At 69.0% G+C, this 18989-nt stretch carries 15 protein-coding genes and 3 pseudogenes; 6 read left to right on the plus strand and 12 right to left on the minus strand.

The window, feature by feature from the left end; genetic code table 11:
- A pseudogene (locus tag AC559T_RS01720) lies at positions 1-284 on the minus strand (integrase core domain-containing protein); the annotation flags it as partial.
- A 558-nt stretch (positions 285-842) separates the two neighbouring features.
- Between AC559T_RS01720 and AC559T_RS01725 the strand changes: the two are divergent.
- Both AC559T_RS01725 and AC559T_RS01730 read left to right on the plus strand, forming a co-directional pair.
- A complete protein-coding gene (locus AC559T_RS01725; protein WP_498867506.1) occupies positions 843-2099 on the plus strand; it encodes an EAL domain-containing protein in 1257 nt (418 codons plus the stop codon).
- Between the two features lie 333 nt (positions 2100-2432).
- The gene (locus AC559T_RS01730; protein ID WP_157904348.1) at positions 2433-2609 is read left to right on the plus strand and encodes a hypothetical protein; all 177 of its coding nucleotides are present in this window, start codon (positions 2433-2435) and stop codon (positions 2607-2609) included.
- Positions 2610-2740: 131 nt separating this feature from the next.
- On the opposite strand, the gene AC559T_RS01735 is transcribed toward AC559T_RS01730, so the two are convergent.
- Together AC559T_RS01735 and AC559T_RS01740 are read right to left on the minus strand one after the other, a co-directional pair.
- A complete protein-coding gene (locus tag AC559T_RS01735; RefSeq protein WP_112108736.1) occupies positions 2741-4660 on the minus strand; it encodes an acyl-CoA dehydrogenase family protein in 1920 nt (639 codons plus the stop codon).
- Between the two features lie 102 nt (positions 4661-4762).
- Positions 4763-4963 (minus strand): YbhB/YbcL family Raf kinase inhibitor-like protein, encoded by a 201-nt coding sequence (locus tag AC559T_RS01740; protein ID WP_498867507.1) that lies wholly within the window; start codon positions 4961-4963, stop codon positions 4763-4765.
- 942 nt (positions 4964-5905) lie between these two features.
- On the opposite strand from AC559T_RS01740, the gene AC559T_RS01745 reads away from it, so the two are divergent.
- Positions 5906-6175: a hypothetical protein gene (locus AC559T_RS01745; protein ID WP_235014827.1), complete on the plus strand. Its 270-nt coding sequence runs from the start codon at positions 5906-5908 to the stop codon at positions 6173-6175.
- A 70-nt stretch (positions 6176-6245) separates the two neighbouring features.
- Here AC559T_RS01745 and AC559T_RS01750 read toward each other — a convergent pair whose 3' ends face one another.
- From AC559T_RS01750 to AC559T_RS01760, 3 genes and pseudogenes are all read right to left on the minus strand, one after another.
- Positions 6246-7358 (minus strand): CapA family protein, encoded by a 1113-nt coding sequence (locus AC559T_RS01750; RefSeq protein WP_498867508.1) that lies wholly within the window; start codon positions 7356-7358, stop codon positions 6246-6248.
- Positions 7359-7534: 176 nt separating this feature from the next.
- Positions 7535-7940, minus strand: a pseudogene (locus tag AC559T_RS01755) (integrase core domain-containing protein); the annotation flags it as partial.
- Between the two features lie 252 nt (positions 7941-8192).
- Positions 8193-9149, minus strand: coding sequence for a GlxA family transcriptional regulator (locus tag AC559T_RS01760; protein ID WP_498867509.1), 957 nt, complete (start codon positions 9147-9149; stop codon positions 8193-8195).
- Between the two features lie 116 nt (positions 9150-9265).
- On the opposite strand from AC559T_RS01760, the gene AC559T_RS01765 reads away from it, so the two are divergent.
- Together AC559T_RS01765 and AC559T_RS01770 are read left to right on the plus strand one after the other, a co-directional pair.
- Positions 9266-10207 carry an NAD-dependent epimerase/dehydratase family protein gene (locus tag AC559T_RS01765; protein WP_498867514.1) on the plus strand — a complete coding sequence of 314 codons (942 nt, stop codon included), beginning with the start codon at positions 9266-9268 and terminating at the stop codon, positions 10205-10207.
- A gap of 377 nt (positions 10208-10584) precedes the next feature.
- Positions 10585-11865: pseudogene (locus tag AC559T_RS01770) on the plus strand (IS701 family transposase); the annotation flags it as partial.
- Between the two features lie 159 nt (positions 11866-12024).
- Here the strand turns inward: AC559T_RS01770 and AC559T_RS01775 are convergent.
- From AC559T_RS01775 to AC559T_RS01795, 5 genes are all read right to left on the minus strand, one after another.
- Positions 12025-13269, minus strand: a complete 1245-nt coding sequence (locus AC559T_RS01775) for an ABC transporter substrate-binding protein (protein WP_498867510.1) — start codon at positions 13267-13269, stop codon at positions 12025-12027.
- A gap of 173 nt (positions 13270-13442) precedes the next feature.
- Positions 13443-14627, minus strand: coding sequence for a branched-chain amino acid ABC transporter permease (locus AC559T_RS01780; RefSeq protein ID WP_498867511.1), 1185 nt, complete (start codon positions 14625-14627; stop codon positions 13443-13445).
- Positions 14620-15510 (minus strand): branched-chain amino acid ABC transporter permease, encoded by an 891-nt coding sequence (locus AC559T_RS01785; protein WP_071065932.1) that lies wholly within the window; start codon positions 15508-15510, stop codon positions 14620-14622. The genes AC559T_RS01780 and AC559T_RS01785 overlap by 8 nt, the downstream gene beginning before the upstream one ends.
- 48 nt (positions 15511-15558) lie before the next feature.
- Positions 15559-16476: an ABC transporter ATP-binding protein gene (locus AC559T_RS01790; protein ID WP_420849195.1), complete on the minus strand. Its 918-nt coding sequence runs from the start codon at positions 16474-16476 to the stop codon at positions 15559-15561.
- 3 nt (positions 16477-16479) lie between these two features.
- Positions 16480-17418, minus strand: a complete 939-nt coding sequence (locus AC559T_RS01795; RefSeq protein WP_200835430.1) for an ABC transporter ATP-binding protein — start codon at positions 17416-17418, stop codon at positions 16480-16482.
- 373 nt (positions 17419-17791) lie between these two features.
- On the opposite strand from AC559T_RS01795, the gene AC559T_RS01800 reads away from it, so the two are divergent.
- Complete coding sequence (locus AC559T_RS01800; protein ID WP_498867512.1) at positions 17792-17944, plus strand: hypothetical protein; 153 nt, start codon at positions 17792-17794, stop codon at positions 17942-17944.
- Positions 17945-18101: 157 nt separating this feature from the next.
- Here AC559T_RS01800 and AC559T_RS01805 read toward each other — a convergent pair whose 3' ends face one another.
- On the minus strand, positions 18102-18953 hold the full coding sequence (locus tag AC559T_RS01805; RefSeq protein ID WP_498867513.1) for an MFS transporter: 852 nt from the start codon (positions 18951-18953) through the stop codon (positions 18102-18104).
- Positions 18954-18989 lie beyond the last annotated feature (36 nt).

The following is an 18989-nucleotide window of genomic DNA, read 5'->3' on the forward strand; positions in this document are numbered from 1 at the left end:
TAGGCGGCTCGTTCGTATTCGCTGATCAGGCCGCCGAGGACAGGCTGGTATTTGATCCGGTCCTGGGCCAGGTCGGTGCGCAGATGCCGCTCACCGAAGATCGGTATCCGGTCGGTGAGCTCGGTCCGGACCGTGCGGACGAACCGTTCCGCGTAGGCGTTCGCCCGCGGGGTTCGGGGTGGGATCTTGACGGCGGTGATACCGGCGTCGGCGAGGACCGCGTCGAAGGACGCGGTGAACTGTCCGGCCCGGTCGCGGACCAGGAACTGGAAGTCGGTCGCTCGATAGTCTGTCGGTGCATTCGCGGCGGGCGGGTCCGCTCGGCGTTCCGCGATCGCGTTCGCCTGCGAGGCTTGCGGAGGTGTGCGCACCACGTCGATACCGGCTCCGGCAAAGGTAGCGTCGAATGAGGCCGTGAACTTTGTGTCGCGGTCATGGATGAGGGACCAGGAACCGGTGGCTGTGCTCCTCGAGGTCCATCGGCAGGTTCCTGGCCCGCTGGGTGACCCACGCTGGGGAGTGTCCGACTGGCCTTGTGGGGTGCCAGAACGGTGCTACCGGGGCTGGCCGCCCGGGACGCTCAATGGGCTCAGCGGTCGCGACGGGAGGCGTCGGGAGCGAGGTGGGTGAGTAGCTTCTCGGGTGCCGTTCAAGGGCTGTTTCGTAATCTGGGCGCCGGGGCCTGGAGCTGCCTGGTGGATCATGTCGGGGTGCAGGTCATCTCCGCGCCCGGCGATCGACGGAGCGGACCCCGACCCGTCTGGCTGCTCCGGAGACTTCATGCCGGGCCCGGTGAGGGCACCCACACCGAGCCGGGTAGGTCTGACGGTATGGGAACGCGGATGGCGTCCAAGGGGTCCTGTCTGGGCCCGCGGATCAATGTTTCCGAACCGGGCTCGATACTCCCCGACCTGGTGGCGGTTCTGCGCCGCCGGTTACGGATGGACGTCGGCTGGCTCGGCCGGTTCGTCGACGATCTTCTGGTTCTCGAGGTGCTGTGCGGGGACGCAGGGCGGTTCGGGCTCAGCCCGTACTCGACGGTGCGACGCCCGGGGTCACTGTGGGGAGCAGTCGAGCGGGGCGATCTGCCGTCGCTGGTGCCCGACACCCGCGCGGATCCTCGTGCCGCTGAGCTGGCGGGGGCGCGGGAGCTGGGTGTGCGTGCCTTCGCCGCGGCGATGCTCACCGACAGCGAGGGCGAGCCGATCGGCATGATTGGCTGTATGGGAAGCGAGCCGATCCCGGCGCTGCCCCAGCACGATGGCGGCTTCCTGCGCCTGCTCGCGCGGTTCCTCACCGACTTCGTCATCGATGTTCGCGACCTCTGGGACAGACAGAGCCGAACCTGGCGCGAGATCCGTGCCGCGCTGGACGGCGCCGCGCTGCGGACCACCTTCCAGCCGGTGGTCGACCTGCACGCGGGCCGACGTGGCCGGGTCGTCGCGGTCGAGGCACTGACCACGTTCCCCGTCTTGGACAGCTCACCCGAGGACGTGTTCAAGAAGGCGACGACGGTCGGCTTGGGCCCCGAACTCGAACTGGCCGCACTGGGCCGGGCCGTTCAGTCACTGCCCGACATCCCGCCCGGGATCACGCTGGCGATCAACCTGTCGGCCGCGGCGCTGGCCGACGACGCGGTCGAGCTGATCCTGTCGACCGGGTCACCCGAGCGCCTGGCAGTCGAGATCACCGAGCACGAGTACATGGTGGACAGCGACAACCTGGCACGGGCCTTCGACACGCTGCGCGGCCACGGCACCCACATCGCCGTTGACGACGTCGGCACCGGTTACGCCGGCCTTGAACAGCTCCTACGACTACGACCGGACATCATCAAGATCGACCGGTTTATTACTCACGGTATCGACCGTGATCCGGCCCGGAGGGCAGTCGCCGCCGGCTTGACGACAGTGGCGGCCGCGATCGACGCGAAGATCGTCGCCGAAGGCGTCGAATCACACTCTGAAGTAGAAGCCCTCCGGGACGCGCACATCCGATACGCCCAGGGTTATCTCCTCGGCCGTCCCACCCCCGACATCCACGACGCGTGCTCGAGACGGCCGAGGTGCCAGCAAAGGGAGCGTCCGAGAAACGGGTAGCGCCGGGACTGTTGCATGCCGCCGGGAATGGAGGGCTTTGTTGCGTTGAGGGGTGGTGGGACGCGGCGGTCCCGGCTGGTGCTGTCGGCGACTCCTGAACACTGACCCCCCTGTGGCGCGGTGGGTTCGAGCACCCGTCGGCGTCGGGTCCCGGGCCGGCCTGCTGCGGACGTCCCCGCAGCCTCGGCGAGGAGGGGTGACCTGCGGCCGGACTCCTGCAGCCGTTGGCTCGCCGGATCGGAACGCAGGCGCCAGTAACTGGGATGCCGCCTGCCAGTGGGGTAGTACTAGAGGGTGTGGTGGCAGCAACCCGTCAATGGTGACCTTGGCCTGGTGACCGCTCTGCCGATGGCGAGGCTCGTCGCGGTCTGCCCGGTCTGCCCCTGGCCCATTCACCTCGCGGCGGTCGTCTCCCCCAAGGGAACGACGGCCTGCCTCGACACCGACGCCCTTGAACGGGCGATACGGGTACATCTGGCCCAGCACGGTATCAGCGATGACGAGGACTGACTGATCGATCGGACACTGTCGCATCACCGCGCGGCTGCGCCTCCGCTCGAAATTTCGGCGTTTTCCCGGCGTCATCCCGGCCTGCCTTCGGCACCCAGCGCCGACCTTCGGCACCCAGCGCCGACGAGTGGTCAGCCTGCGGCGAACACGTCGACCACGTCGACGGCCGGTCGTGCCGGGGCTGCCTTCTGCCGCTCCGCGGCGAGGAATGGCCCTTCTCCACTCGGGTCCATCACGCCGGCCTCGACCCAGATGAAGCGGCCGGCGAGCACCTCCTGCGCCGCCGTGTAGTTGCGGGTGTCGTCGTTGCGCCACAGCGCCGAGAAGGATGCCTCGACACGGCGTCGCGCCTGCCGGCAGAACAGGTCGGCCAGGTCGGTCGCGATCGGCTCGCCGTCCTCGTCGAGCATTCGGGCCCGCACGACCGCCGCGCTGATCGCGAACAGCTCGGCGCCGATGTCGACGAGACGTCCGAGGAACGCCTGCTTCTTCTCCAGTCCGCCCTGCCAGCGAGCCATCCCGTAGAAGGTTGACCGGGCGAGCTTGCGCGCCGAGCGCTCCACGAAGCGCAGGTGCGTGCCGAGCCGGCCGAATTCGACGAAGGAGCGCGGCGACGTACCGCTGCCGACGGCGAGGCCGGGCAGCCAGCGGCTGTAGAAGGCGGCCGCCCGTCCGGCGCTGCGGGCCTTCGCCACGAACGGCGCTTCCGGGGAAATGAGGTCGCCGGCCACCGCGAGGTGGGTGTCCACGGCCTCCCGCGCGATGAGCAACCGCATGATCTCGGTGGAACCTTCGAAAATTCGGTTGATGCGCAGGTCACGCAGCATCTGCTCGGCCGGTACCGGTCGTTCCCCCCGGTTGGCCAGGGACTGGGCGGTCTCGTACCCGCGACCGCCGCGGATCTGGACCAGCTCGTCGGCGATCAGCCAGGCCATCTCGCTGGCATACAGCTTGGCCAGGGCTGCCTCGATCCGGATGTCCTCGCGTCCCTCATCGGCCATCAGGCCGGACAGCTCCAGCATCGCCTCCAGCCCGAACGCGGTGGCGGCGATGAACGCGACCTTCTGGGCGATGGCGTCATGTCGGCCGATCGGCCGACCCCACTGGACCCGGTCCCGCGACCACTCCCGGGCGATGCGCAGCGCGTACTTGGCATGGCCCGCGCAGATCGCCGGCAGGGCGAGGCGGCCGGTGTTCAGCGTCGTCAGGGCGATCTTAAGCCCCTGGCCTTCCCGCCCGAGGCGGTCCGCGGCAGGGACCCGGACTCGATCGAAACTGGTGACGCCGTTCTCGATGCCGCGCAGACCCATGAACTCGTTGCGGTGCTCCACCTTCACGCCGGGTGCGTGGGCGTCGACGATGAAACACGTGATGCCACCGCGATGACCGTCCGAGCGTGGGACGACCGCCATGACCACCAGCCGGTCGGCGATCACACCGTTGGTGGTCCATAGCTTGCGGCCGCTCAGCTCGTAGGCGGCGCCGTCCTCGACCGGCACCGCCTGGCTGCTCATCCGGGCCGGGTCGCTGCCCACGTCGGGCTCGGTCAGCAGGAACGCGCTGATCTCCTCGCGTGCCACCTTCGGCAGATACGTCCGCTTCTGCTCCTCGGTACCGAAACCCATGACCGGCTCGGCCACGCCGATCGACTGGTGCGCCGAGAGCAGCGTGGGAATGCTCGAATGCCACGAACCGGACAGTTCAAGTGCCCGGTTGTAGTACACGGTGGTCAACCCGAGTCCGCCGTACTCCTCGGGGATCTTCATGCCGAGGGCGCCTATCCGCCGCAGCCCGTCGATCACCTGCCCGGGCAGCCGCCCGTCCCGCTCGACCTGCAGAGGGTCCACCGTGTCCCGCAGGAACGATTCGAACTGGACCAGGAACGCCTCCCCACGATGCCGGTCGCCCTCCTTCGGCCGCGGGTGCGGGGAGATCAGATCGAGTCGGAGATGACCGAGGAAAAGCTCCTTGCCGAACGAGGGGAGCTTCCATTCGGCCTCCCGGGCCGCCTCAGCGACTCTGCGCGCCTCGCGTTCTGCCACCTGTGCCACGTCGCCTCCCGATCTGTCGGCGGTATGTGGTCCTCCTGCCCACACGGCGTCCACCCGCACGAAGCTGGCACTCACGCCCAGGCTGCGCTCGTTCGCGCGCCGTCAGCGTCCGTACCGACCAACGAGGGTGCCGCTCGCCACCTGGTGTGCGGCGAGGCCCCGACGCACGTCATCGACGCGCTCCCCGGATGGTGGGCGTAGCGGTTCGTCGAGGGCGTGGAGGCGGAAGACGTAACGGTGTGGTTTGTCGCCGCGGGATGAGGTCCGAGTCGCTGAAGGCCGCACTGTGCAGCGTCCCGACATCGTTAGGGTGGGGCATCAGCCTGCTCCTTCGAAGTCGTTCGGTCTCTCGCCAAGGCATCGCCGCCCACACGGCCGGGGAAACCCGGTCGGCGCCGCTCATCAGCAGTTCGTCGGCCCCACCGCACCTGGTCCGGGAACCGCCGGGTCCGTGGGTCTCCTCCGGCGGTCAGAGACCCGACTCGGACCGGAAGGTCGGATTCGCCGGAGGGAAGGCGGCTGCCGGGGAGGAGCTCCGACTGGCTGCGGACGCCGCCGAGTGGGTCGGGGACGTCCCGTCCGTGCAATGGTGGTTGCGGTCCGCTTCGCGTCCTTGCCTTTGGCTCGCCTTTCGTCGAGAGGTCTCCTGCCGGGCCGGTGACCCCGCACGGTGGGTTGGCGTTTGGAGCGTCCCGCGCGGGGCGCCCGCCCCGCAGTGTGAGGGGGTACACCCGCTTGCGCGGCGACCGAGAAAGGCCAGCCGGTGGGCGTCGGCCCGCCGGCCTGCGGCCCGTGCCCGTTCTGTGGGCGGGAGAGCGTCCTGCGCGCGGACCGTCCGTGCATGATCTACCTGTGCCGTGACTGTGCGCGCCCTACGCTCGACGAGGCCAAGGACTACGCGGCGGACCGACCTTCGCGGCCCGACGAGCCGTTACCGCCCGATCCGCGAAGACTCCCCACATTCGGCGAGGCCACCGGTTCAGAGGGTGCATCGGTGGCTACCCTGCGCCGGCGCCGCACCTGTGGTACACCAAACCTGTCACCGTTTACGAGGGTCTTGACACGGAGAGGTTCCCCGAGGGGGGATGTGCGATGTCGCCGCCGACACCGACGAGGACGGGTAGCTCGACCGCGAGACCGCGGCGTTCAACTGCTACGGGCACCGCCGAACGGGCAGGGCCGCAGGAGGCCACGTCGGCCTCCCCGGACGCTGGCCAGCCGCGCGCGCGGGCCGCTACGGTCCGGTTGCCGTTCCTGACCGCCCGGTTCGAGTTCGGCCGGCGGGCTGGCCGCATGGGCTGGCGTCTCGGTCCGGTCGGCCTGCCGTCCCCCGGCAAGAGCGCCTACTACCTGGGGCTCGGCGTGCTCGCGGTGGGCGAGGTCGTCGAATGGCCGGTGGCTGCGGCGATCGCTGCTGGCACCTACGTTGCGCAGCACACCCGCAGGCAGGCATCTGCCGTCCCACAGGTCTGGCATGTGTCGCATAACGGGCACCAGCAGGAGGCAGGCGTCTGACCAGCAGGGGCCTGCGCACCGGCCTTTTCACGATCAGCGGGGACCGCTGACGGGGCCTCATCCTCTTCGCTCATGATCGGCGGAGCGAGAGCATGCCGTCCGCCTGAAGGTCGAACCGTGTCCCGAAGCCGCGGCTGATGCTGTCAAGAATCTCCTGTAGCCAGGCGGAGTCTTCGTGGCCGGCGTACCGGAGTCGCATCTGCCGTGCCTGCAGGGGCATCACACGCAGGTCGATCAGCTTCCCGCTGTCCGGATCGACCGACACGAAGTACGCCAGCCGCAGGTCGTCCCGATAGCTTTCGTAGCCGGCGATCCCCTCATAGTCGTCGATGAAATCGCCACACCCGTGCAGGATGAGCCTGTCCCGGTATATCTCGACAGGCCGTGGATGGTGCGACGAGTGTCCGTGCACGATGTCGATACCGCCGTCCACCAGCCGATGCGCGAAGCGGATCTGGTCGTCATCGACGTCGTAGCCCCAGTTGGAGCCCCAGTGGATGGATGCGACGGCGAGGTCATCGGGCCGCTTCACCTGCCGAACACGGCCCGCGACCTCGCCGGCCCAGCCGTCCGACAGCTCCGGGACGAGGTCAACGCCGGCCCTGTCCTCGGTCACGGCCCACGTCGCTGGAATGCCGCTGGACGGCAGCCCGAACGAGAAGATCAGGACCCGCCGGCTGCCATCGATCGGCACAACCGCGGGCCGGCGGGCCTCTTCCGCGTCGTGTCCGGCTCCCGCCTCCGTCAGCCCGGCACCGGACAGCACATCGAGCGTCTCGATGAGCCCCCGGCGACCGAAATCGAGCAAATGGTTGTTTGCCAGCACACACACGTCAGGTCGGGCGGCAGTCAGGCAGGGCAGGTTGTCCGGGCTCATCCGATAGTGGACTTCCTTCCCCGTCGCGAAGGCATCGCACCGGGTGATGGTGGTTTCCAGATTCAGCACCCGGACATCGGGTGCAGCCTCGTCCAGCGCTGGCAGCACATCTCCCCAGGGCCAGGAGAAGTCGACCGGGTGAGGGATCGGGCCGTTCACCGCCTCTGCCAACTCGACGTAGCTGCGGGCATCCCAGACGTATCCCTCGGAAAGTGTCGGGTCACCGGGATGCGGCAGGATCTGGTCGATACCGCGGCCGAGCATCACGTCGCCGCAGAGGAACAACCTCACCGCGCCCTCGCACACGGTTCCACCTTATGGGCGACAACCTCCGCCGGCCGAGCCGAGCGACCCGGTTGCAGCGACGGCAAGACGATGGCCACAGTTCCGACTCCGGCGAGATGGGCTGAATGTCCCGCAACGTGGGCGACTCAAGAGGCCTGTGGGGTGCCAGAACTCGGGCACCGGCCCTGACCTGGGTTTCAGGCGGCTCGTTCGTATTCGTTGATCAAGCCGCCGAGGACGGGTTGGCGCTTGACGCTTCTTTGTCAGGTCGGCGACGGGGTGGTCGGGCCGTGGTGGTTGAAGGTCGCGGCCGCGGTGGGGTCGTCGTCCGTTGTGGTGGGCCGTGTACTCGGCCAGGACGGTGCGCAGGTGCCGTTCACCGACGATCAGCATGCGGTCGGTGACCTCGGTCCGGACGGTGCGGATGAACCGTTCTGCGTAGGCGTTCGCGCGGGGGGTTCGGGGTGGGATCTTGATGGCTGTGATGTTGGCGTCGGCGAGGACTGCGTCGAAGGAGGCGGTGAATTGTCCGGCGCGGTCACGGACCAGGAACCGGAAGTCGGCCGCCCGGTCGCCGAGGTCCATGAGAAGGTTCCGGATCTGCATACCCGAACGAAGATCGGATAGAGCAGGCGTACGGACACAGTTGACCATCATGCCGCCACCCGCACCGTCGCATCACCCCAGCTCGCGGGCCCAGGCCGACTTCTGGCACCCCACAGGTATCCCACGCACGGCGCTGTCCCAGCGGTCGATGCTCCCGGTGGCGAGCAGCCGCTCGGCGGGAATGAACACGAGGGAGTGTCCGACTGTCGGTGACCGAGCCGTTGTCGTGACTGGCCGTTACGCGGCTGGTCAGGTCGGGGTTGGTCCGACGCGGGTGAATGCGCTGCGGTAGGCGCTGGGGGTGAGCCCGTTGCGGCGCAGGAGGTGGAGGCGCAGCGACTCGGGGGTTCCCAGGCCGCTTTGCCGGGCGACGACGGCGATCGGCAGATCCGTCGCCTCGAGGAGTTCACGAGCCCGGTCGATCCGCTGGTGCAGCAACCACTGCAAGGGGCTCAGACCAGTCTCCTCCCGGAACCGGCGGGTGAGCGTACGGGTACTGGTGTGGGCGTGGGCGGCGAGGCGGCCGAGGGTCAGCGGTTCGGCGAGGTGGTCCGACGCCCAGGCGCGGGTCTGGGCCAGCGACGTCCCGCTTTCCGGTGGCAGCGGCGTCTCGATGAACTGGGCCTGGCCGCCGGGACGGACCGGCGCGATGACCGCGGCTCGGGCGACGGCGTTGGCGACCACCGCCCCGTAGTCGCGCCGGATCATGTAAATGCACAGGTCGAGACCGGCGGCCAGTCCGGCGGAGGTCAGGATCGTCCCGTCGTCGACGTACAGGACGTCGGGCCGCAGGTCGACGGCTGGGAAGCGGCGGCGCATCTCGTCGGAGTACTGCCAGTACGTGGTGGCCGGGCGACCGTCGAGCAGCCCGGCCTGGGCCAGCACGAAGGCGCCCGTGCAGATCGAGGCGATGCGACGGCCGTCGTCAGCGGCCCGCCGTAGCGCGTCCAGGACCCGTTGGCCGGCGTGGGCGCGAGCGCCGGTTCCCGTGACGATCACGGTGTCGGCGCTGTCAATCACGTCGAGGCCCCGGTCCACCACAACACTGGGCCCGATGTACCCAGGCACGACCCCGGGCTCGGGCGTGCAGATCATGACTTCATAGCCCGGCTGGCCGTCGACCACCGCAGCCGGGAACACCGCCGCCGGGATGGACAGATCAAGGGTGGTGACTGGCGGGACGGCGACAACGACGATCCGAAGCATGGCCTGATCCTTGGGCTACGTGGCGTTCAGGCCACTACCGTATGTTTCTGGCAGGCAGCAGGGTGAGGCAGGTACCCGCGAACCCGCGCGGGCCCGCCGAGCGGAAGACGAACACCATGGCGCTGCACGTGATCACCGGTGCCGGTGGCACCGGAGCCCCCACCGCTGAGCTGCTGGCCCGGCAGGGTGACCGCGTCCGACTGGTCAGCCGGCGCGGGGGCGGACCCGAGCACCCGCTGATCGAGCGGATCGCCGCCGACGCGACCGACGCCGATGCGCTGACCCGACTCGCCGAGGGCGCTACGACGCTGATCAACACCGCGATGCCGCCGTACGACCGGTGGCCGGACGAGTTCCCGCCGCTCGCGACGGCGCTGCTGGACGCGGCTGAACGCACCGGCGCCGGCTACGTGATGATGGGCAACACCTACGGCTACGGCATCGTCAACGGCCGCTTCACCGAAGATCTACCGATGGCACCGGTATCCGTCAAGGGCCAGGTACGGGCCCGGATGTGGACCGATGCCCTCGAGGCGCACCGCGCGGGTCGAGCCCGCGTGACCGAGGTCCGGGCCTCGGCGTTTCTGGGCGCCGGGGCCGGTTCGCTGTACAACTTCACGGTGGCACCCCTCGTCCTGCGCGGTGAGCCGGCAGCCTTCCCCGGCGACCTGGACGCCCCGAAAACCTGGTCCTACATCGGGGACGCCGCCCGAACCCTGGCCGCCGTAGCCCTCTCCGGCGACGACCTTGCGTGGGGACGGGCGTGGCACGTGCCCTCCACCGCGGCACTGTCCGTGCGGGAGCTGACCACGCGGCTCGCGACCATCGCCGGGGCGCCCGCACCCATCCTGACGGCGATGTCCACCGATCAGCTCGCCGCGACCGGAGCCGTGAACCCGGTCATGCGGGAAGTTATCGAGATGATGTACTCCCTGGAACAGCCCGACCTGCTCGACTCCACCCTCACCGAGCAGACGTTCCGCCTCGCCCCGACCCCCCTCGAGACCGTCCTGACCGAATCCGTCAGTGCCTACGGACCTGTACCTGACCAGACCTGACACCTGTACCTGACCAGACCAGACCAGACGGACTGGGCCTGCGCATCACATTCCCCAGCGCCATCACCCTGCGGGGTACCAGAACTGGGTGACCGGCGTTGACCTGGGGTTTTAGGCGGTTCGTTCGTAATTGTTTTCATCCGCGCATCGGCCGAAGTCGGGCCTTGAGTCGATGTGGCCGGACTCGACCGATTGTTCTCCCGCCGAGCGTCGATGGGGCGGGCTTCCCGACCCGGATCTCCGACCGGCCCCCCGCCCAGCACAAATGTGGTCACACTCCACCCACCATGTGCCACCCTACCAGGCAGTAACATTTTGTTGGTTTTTTGTTGGTCTTCGGGTTCGGGAACCGCTCTCGACGGTGTGGGATCGATACCGTGGGTCCGGAGGAGATGAAGCGGGTCGGCCCGGTACTCGAGGCCTTTGCCGAGCAGATGCTGGGTGGGCTGCGGCGACGTGACCAGCGAGAGAAGGGCGAGCTGTATCTGCGCGGCCTGCTGCTTGACGGGAAGCGCAAGTCAATGCGGCCGATGGCGGACCGGCTCGGGATTGATCATCAGTGTCTGCAGCAGTTCATCACCAGCTCGACCTGGAGCCATTCTGAGGTTCGTCGGCGATTGACCCGGTGGGCGGTCGGGTTCGTGGATCCGGTCGCGCTCGTCGTGGACGACAGCAGTTTCCCCAAGGACGGTCCGGCGTCGCCCGGGGTGGCCCGGATGTACTCCTGTGCTCTGGGCAGGGTCGGGAACTGTCAGATCGGGGTGTCGGTGCACGCGGCGACCGACTGGGCCTCGGCGGCGCTGAACTGGCGGTTGTTCCTGCCCGCCTCTTGGGACGACAGGGCCCTGGACGATCCGGATCAGATCGCGGCGGCCTGGGCCCGGCGGGCACGGGCGGCGATTCCGGACGACCAGCGGCATCAGGAGAAGTGGCGCCTGGCCCTGGACATGGTCGACGAGCTGCGCGGGTGGGGAATGCCGGTGCGCCCGGTCGTGGCGGATGCCAGCTACGGTGACGTCGCCGCGTTCCGGCAGGGGCTGACCGACCGGGGTGTCCCCTACCTGCTGGCGGTGACGTCGACCGCGACCGCCTACCCCACCGACGCGGTGCCGGTCACCGCGCCGTATCCGGCCGGTGGACGGCCGCCCTCACCCGCCCGGCCCGACCCGCCGCGCGATCTCCGGGCCCTGGTCACCACCGCTGGACATGCCGCCGGCCGGTCTGTGACCTGGCGGGCCGACGCCCCGGTGGCCGCAGGCAACCCGACCGGGGCCATGTGCTCGCGCTTCGTCGTCCAGCGGGTCCGCCCCGCAAGCCGGAACACCACCCGCGCCCCAGGCCGAAACCCGCTGGAATGCTGGCTGCTGGCCGAATGGCCGCCGGGCGTGGCAGAACCCAGCGACTACTGGCTGTCCACCCTGCCCGCCGATGTCCCGCTGCGCGGCCTGGTCCGCCTCGCGAAGATCCGGCAGCAGATCGAGCAGGACTACCGCGAGCTCAGGGACGGCCTCGGCCTGGACCATTTCGAGGGACGCTCCTGGACCGGCTGGCACCGCCACGTCACCCTCGTCAGCATCGCCCAGGCCGTCTGCACACGACTGCGACGTGCCCCGGAAGCCCCTGCGCCGGCCCGGCCCTCGCTGGTCCGCTCCTTCCCGGAGTCCTCGCGCGAACCGGCCCGGCCGTCGATGGCGAAGGCCGGCTCAGCGGGAAGGAGCGCACATGACAGGGCCGCTCGGTTGAGCGGGCAGCCTGGTTGACGGGACCGCCCGGTGGGCGAGCAAACCCACCGGGCGGCCCTGTCAGATTCCTCAGCTTCAGCTACGGACGTAGGAATCGACTGTCGGTCCTTCGTAACTCGCCTCGACGCCTTCGGTGCCACCCGGCACACCGGGCTTCGGACGGGCGATGAAGTCCTGCCTGGACGGGGACGACCCAGGCTTGGAGAAGTCCAGCTCGCCGGTCAGCCCGCCGGTGTCGACCGGGCTGACGGCGGCCTTGGCGGCGAGGACGCCCGCGGGGGTGAGATCACCGTCGGCGCAGGCCTTCTCCAGGATCAGCTCCATGACCTTGGACGTGGCATAGCCGGTGACGACGCTGTTCGACGGCTCGACGCCCGGGAACTTCGTCTGGTACGCCTTCAGCAGGTCAGCCGCGGGCTCAAGGCCGACACCGCCGGTCGGCCCGACGAGATAGAAGTGCTCGATCAGGGCGTCGCGGGCCGGTGTGTCGAGCAGGGACGGGATGTGGGTCGGGCCGTTGCCGAGCAGCGGCACGTTGAGCCCTGCTCCCACTGCCGCGGCGGCGACGCCGGCGGTCTGGCTGGGCTGGGTGGTGAGCACGATCGCCGAGACGTTCTCGGCGGCGAGGGCGGTGACCCGGGAGGTCATGTCCGGCTCGGCCGGGCCGATCCGCTGCTCGACGACGGTCATGCCGTGCTGCTGGGCGAAGAACTTGCTGCCTTCGAGCGCGTTGTTGCCGTACTCGCTGTCGTGGAAGATGTGGCCGATCTTGCCGCCTTCACTGATCAGCCCCTCCTTGAGCAGGTAGTCGAGTCCGTTGATGGTCTCGACGTCGTAGGTGGGCCCGATGACCGCGTAGTTCTCGCTCGCGGCGAGGTTCTTGGCCCAGGCGAGCGGAATACCGATCAGGCCGTCCTTCTCAAGTTCGGGGATGAGCGCCGTCGCCATCCCGGAACCGAGGACCTGGACGAAGCTGAGGACGTCCCCGGAGATCTCGGCGTACTGCGAGACCGCGGTCTGCACGTTGTATCCGTGGTCCTTGACCTCGAGTTCCACGGTGAACCGGTCACAGATGCCACCGTCGGCGTTCACCTGGTCCCAGAAGATCCGCTGGCCCTCGGTGACCTCCTTCCCGCTGGCGGCGTTCAGGCCGGTGAAGTCGGTCAGCACCCCTAAGGTGATGACATTGCCCTCGATCCCCGGACCGGTTTTGACGGGGCCGCTCGTGCTCTCCGCCGGTGGTTCCTCGTCGGCCTTCGTGCTGCACGACGCGGCGGCGGCGAGTGCGGCGGCCACGGCGATCGCAGCGACCGGGCGCATCAGCCTGTGGTGTCTGACTCTGTTGCCACGCATCCTGGTTTCCTTTCGTGTCATTTGTGAGCGGAAAATGCGCGCGGAGGACCACTGCGGCTCAGCCGGTCAGTTCAGAGCACGGGTAGTTGAAGGCGACCGTCTCGGGACGAGAAACTACGGAGAAGTAGATCCGCCCGTGGTCAGGTTGGCGCGTTCCTGGCCGCGCGTCTCATACTCACGAGCTTCAGTGAACGGGCTATCCCGGCCAGGCCGGTGGGCCAGAAAATAATCACCAGGATCACGGCCGCACCGTACGCATAACGCGCGGCCTCAGAATAGCTCACCCCGCCGGTACCAGGCTCGGACAGGCCGGGAATCGACGCGGCGTACTCCCCGAGCACATACGGCAGGGCGGTGACGAACGCCGCGCCGGCGCAGGCACCGCCCACCGAACCGAGCCCGCCCAGCACGATCATCGCCAGATACTGGACCGAGATCTCTATCGCGAACGACTCGGGCGCCACACTGCCGATGGCCAGCGCGAACAGCACTCCGGACAGGCCCGCGTACATCGACGAGAGCAGGAACGCCTTCGCCCGGTACGAGGTGACGTTCACGCCGTTCACCGAGGCCGCGATCTCGCTGTCCCGCACGGCGCGCAGCGCCCGGCCGGGACGTCCGTTCAGCGTCGCCCTGGCAAACAGGTAACAGCCCACCGCGAGGACCAGGCCGAGATACCACAGCCGCTCGAACTTCTCGAACTCGACGTTGAGCACGTAAAGCTCGGGGTCGCTGTCGTCGAAGGTGAACCCGAACAGCGAGAACTCGGGGACGGTGCGTCCGTTGTGACCGCCGCTGACCTGGTCGACCGAGTTGAAGACGTGGATGCCGACGAACACCATGCCCAGCGACGCGATACCGAGGTAGAGACCCTTCAGCCGGGCACCGATCGGACTGAAGAGCAGACCGGCCAGACCCGAGATCCCGACCGCGAGCACCATGCCGAGCAGCGGCGGCAGCCCGAGACCGACGTACGGGTGGGCGCCGGCGTCGTTGGACTCGCCGGACAGCCAGCAGTAGCTGATCCCGCCGACCGCCAGGAAGAACGCGTGCCCGAGGGAGAGCTGGCCGGTGGTGCCGACCAGGATGTTCAGGCCGATCGCGCCGATCGCCGCGCCGAACACCGCGAAGCCGGTGCGCAGCCAGAACTCCTCAAGGTAGAAGGGCAGGACGGCCAGCACCGCGACGAGTGCCATCAGCAGCAGGCTGCCCACGGCTGGGCGGCGGAAGCCCGGCGGACGGCCCCGACCGGCCGCTGTGGCGGTGCGCGGCGGCGCGGCGGGCGGCGGGGCGGCGGGCGTGCTCTGCGTCGTCGGGTCAGACACGGTGCAGCTCCTTCGTCCCGAACAGGCCAGCTGGCCGGGCGACGAGCACCAGCATCATCACCGCGTAGGGGACGACGACGCTGAAACCGCCACCGAGGAAGGTCAGGCTGGCGTTGTAGCCGGCGAACAGCGACTCGGCCACTCCCACGATCAGGCCGCCGGCCAGCGCCCCGGTCGTCGAGTCGAGGCCGCCGAGGATGGCGGCCGGGAACGCTGCGAACGCGATCGTGCGGAGGTTGGGTTCGAGGCCCGGCGTCGGACTGCCGGTCAGGAACACGGCGGCCACCGCGGCGAGGCCGCCCGCGATGATCCAGGCGACCGCGCCGACCCGCGCCTGCCGGATACCCATGAGCGCGGCGGCCTCACCGTCCTCGGCCGCCGCCCGCAGCGCCACGCCCCAGCTGGTGAAGCGGAACGCGGCGAACAGCAGGCCGATGAGGACGAACGCCACGACGATCGCGATCAGCCGGTTCTCGCTGATGCTGACGCCGCCGACGCGGACGACGCCGGCACCCCACGGCTGACCGAGCGACAGCACGCTCGAGCCGATCCGCCTGGTCAGGTCGGTCGTGATGATCAGGTCCAGGCCGAGCGTCATGATCGTCAGGGATGCCATGTGCGCACTGCGCACCCTGGAGAACAGCACCCGCTCGGAGACGAAGGCGACCAGTGCGGTGGCGACGATGCCGATGGCGACGGCGGCGAAGAAGCCGACCGACGGCTCCAGTCGGGCGATGACATAGGCGCCGAGCAACAGGAAGGCGCCGTGTGCGAAGTTCAGGATCTCGCTGGCCTTGTAGATGATGACGAAACCGAGCGCGATCAGGGCGTATAACGACCCGAGCGACAGGCCGTTTATCAGGAAGGAAAGAAAGGTGGTCACAGCTTGGGCTCTCCGGTCGGGGCGGGGACGCGGCCGAGGCGCTCGTCGCTACTGCTGGGATGGTGCCGTGGTGTGAGCTGGTCCTGCCGATATGTGGCCTGAACTCGCCGTGGTGCGAACCGAGGCCGCACCGGTGTCGGTGCCGGCTGTGGTGCCGAGGTAGGCGGCGATGACCGCGGGGTCGTTCTGAATCTGCGCGGGCGTGCCGTCGGCGATCAGCCGGCCGAAATCGAGCACGCTGATCCGGTCGGCAACGGACATGATCATGGACATGTCGTGCTCGACGAGCAGAACCGTGATGCCCAGCGACTCGCGAACCGCCAGCACGATCTCCGACATCCGCCTGGTCTCCTCGGCGTTCATTCCGGCGACCGGTTCGTCGAGCAGCAGCACCCGCGGCTCGGTCGCCAGCGCGCGGGCGACCTCGACCCGTTTACGGTCGCCGTAGGAAAGGGTTCCCAGCGGCAGGTGGAGGACGTGGCCGAGGCCGACGAACTCGGCGATCTCGACAACCCGCGCACGGTGCAGCCGTTCCTCCCGGACCGCCCACGGCAGTTTCAGCCCGGCGCTGACGAAGCCTGACCGGGTCAGCAGGTGCCGGCCGAGCATGATGTTCTCCTCGACCGACTCGTTGGGCGAGGCCGCCATGTTCTGGAACGCCCGGCCCACGCCGAGCGCGGTGATCCGGTGTGGCCGCAGCCCGGTCAACGTCGTCCCACCGAGTCGGACGCTGCCGGCCGAGGCGCTGTACACGCCGGAGATGACATTGAACAACGTCGACTTCCCCGCGCCGTTCGGCCCGATCACGGCGTGCACCGTTCCGGGCTCGGCCCGCAGCGACACCTCGGACAGCGCGGTGAGGGCCCCGAACCGCACGGTCACGGCCTCGACGTCGAGCGCTGCGGCTTCGCCACGGACGGTCCGGGTAGCGCCGGCACCGCGGCCGGGCCTCGTCGGAATCGGCACGGCCTACCTGCCCCCGGTCGCGGCACCGGCGCCGCCCAGCAGGCCGAAGCGGCCCTTCTCGGGCGGGACCCAACGACTCAACGTCGCCGCCGGGACGGGGCTCGCGGAACCCCCACGACCACCGCCGAGACCGCCAGGGCCCCCGCCCGGGCCGTCCAGGCCGTCCGGGCCGCCAGGGGTGTCGCCCGCCCCGCGTCGGCTCACGTCGTCGCCGGGTCCCCGGCCGAGGTACAGGGAGGCGATGCTGTCGGACGCGGCCAGCTGGGCGGCCGGCCCGGACAGTTCCACCCTGCCGAGCTCGAGGACGTAACCGCGGTCGGCGACGCCGAGTGCCATCGCCGCGTTCTGCTCGACGAGCATGACCGACGTGCCCGCTCGGTTGATCTCTTTCAGGACCTCTCCGATGTGCGCCACGATCTGCGGCGCGAGACCGAGCGACGGTTCGTCCAGCAGCAGCAACCGAGGGCTCGACATCAAAGCCCGGCCTATGGCCAGCATCTGCTGTTCGCCGCCGGAGAGCAGCGCGGCGCGTTGTCCGCGGCGCTCGGCGAGCCGGGGGAACATTGCGTAGACCTTGTTCCGGGCTTCGGCCCTGGCGGCGCGGTCGCGGACGGATATCGCGCCCGCCCTGAGGTTCTCCTCCACGGACAGCCGTCCGAACACGCGGCGTCCCTCCGGCACGAGAACGACGCCGCGGTTGACGACGTCGACCGGGTCCACACCCACCAGGGGCCGCCCACCGAATGTCACTTGCCCTTTGTCAACCTTGGCCCGGTGGCGTTTCAACGAGCCGGTGACGGCGCGGAGCAGTGTGGTCTTGCCTGCCCCGTTGCTGCCGAGGACAGCGACGATCTCGTCGGCCCCTACACGCAGGTCAACCCCCCGCAGGGCTCGAATGACCCCCGCGTAAGTGACCTGCAGACCGCTGACGTCCAGTTCCAAGACCGCACTCCGTCGACTTGTTTGTTGATGGGGATGATCGGCGTGTTCCGGTGTGAAGACGGGACGAATGTGCCATAGGCGGCCTATCATGTATCGCGCGAGTCGACGACACAAGCTTTGGTAGCTTTTTCCCAGTACTTTGTTAGGTTGCCGATGGGCCCTCGATGAACGGTGGATGCGGGCTGGCCGGCACGGCCGCACGCGCCTCGGCGCGAAGGAACGATCGTGCGCGGGACGCCCGATCCCAGGTCGACCCGGATCGATCAACAGCAGCCCGCGCACGCGGGGACGAGGGCTGTCGCGTGGGCTGCGCGGCCCCGTCGGCGCGCCGCCTGATCAGAGGACGCGCTACCGCCTTCGTCCAGTCGCACCGGTGTCGGAGTTCGTCGGGCCCCGGTTCCGCCGGAGGTGGCCGCCCTGGCGGGCGCGCCGTCGTCTGCGGCTCACGCTGCCCAACCGGGACGTCGAGGCGCTGCTCGCCGAGCGTGGCATCGACGTCGACCACGCCGCTCCCCCGTCAGGCTGATCGAGCTTTCCTGAGAGCCGCGGCGACAACCGCGATGCCCAGGCAACTCACGATCGCCGCCAGGGCGAAGGCGAGCCTGAACCCGTTTTCCATGCCAAGGCCCGGACGAGCGGTCGCAATGTCCGCTACGACGCTTCCAGCGGTATTGCTGACAGGATCAAGGGTTCTGCGCGCCACTTCTACCCGCGGACGTCCCGAGTGCGGCGCCGAGGACTGCGACGCCGAGTGCCGCCCCCAACTGCCTTACCGAGTTACTGAAGGCTCCGGCGGCGCCCGCTGTGGACGCCGGAACCTCGCTCAGTGCCAGATGGACGGCGCAGGCCATTGTCAGCCCGGTTCCCCAGCCGACGATCAGAACACCGACACCCGTGACGAGATAACCGTCGGACCAGGTACCGAGCAGGAGTACCAGGAGGGCCGATCCCACCGCCGCGAACCCGATGGCCAGCGTGCCACGTTGACCGATTCGCAGGGCCGCACGGCGTGACGAGACGCTGCCAAGCATGAATCCCGCTCCCAGCGGGATCACTCGGAGACCGGACTGGAGAGGGCTGTATCCCTCGAGGATCTGGAGGTACCGGGTGAGCACGAAGAGGAGCCCATTGAACACGAACAGCGAGAGTGCGGCGACCATCGAGCCCACGGTGAACGATCGCACCCGCAGCAGTTCCGGTCCGACCACCGGGTGCGTCGCATGACGTTCCCAGGCGAAGAAGGCGGCCAGTGCCACCAGGGCGGAGCCATGGCATGCCAGAATCGTGGCGGAGAGCCACCCCAGGCGAGGGCCCTCGATGATGCCGAATATCAATGCCGCTGTTCCGAACGTGGACAGGGCAATCCCAGGCGGATCCCATCCGCCTTTGCCCCCACCAGCCCTCTGACGCCCGAGCACCACCGCGTTGATGACACCGGCCAGCAGCGAGGCGGGCCCGCCCACGAGGAAGACGGAACCCCACCAGAAATGCTCGAGGAGCAGCCCGCCGAGCAAAGGTCCCAGCGGTAAGCTCACTCCTATTGCCGCGGTTCAGTACCCCAGGGCTCTGGG

Source organism: Frankia sp. Hr75.2 (assembly GCF_949319125.1).
Taxonomy (GTDB): domain Bacteria; phylum Actinomycetota; class Actinomycetes; order Frankiales; family Frankiaceae; genus Parafrankia; species Parafrankia soli.

Excerpts from the sequence above, each read along its gene's own strand:
- AC559T_RS01725 (WP_498867506.1), top strand. The coding sequence starts at position 843 with ATGGCGTCCAAGGGGTCCTGTCTGGGCCCGCGGATCAATGTTTCCGAA.
- AC559T_RS01740 (WP_498867507.1), bottom strand. The coding sequence starts at position 4,963 with ATGTCGGGACGCTGCACAGTGCGGCCTTCAGCGACTCGGACCTCATCC.
- AC559T_RS01760 (WP_498867509.1), bottom strand. The coding sequence starts at position 9,149 with ATGCTTCGGATCGTCGTTGTCGCCGTCCCGCCAGTCACCACCCTTGAT.
- AC559T_RS01765 (WP_498867514.1), top strand. The coding sequence starts at position 9,266 with ATGGCGCTGCACGTGATCACCGGTGCCGGTGGCACCGGAGCCCCCACC.
- AC559T_RS01775 (WP_498867510.1), bottom strand. The coding sequence starts at position 13,269 with ATGCGCCCGGTCGCTGCGATCGCCGTGGCCGCCGCACTCGCCGCCGCC.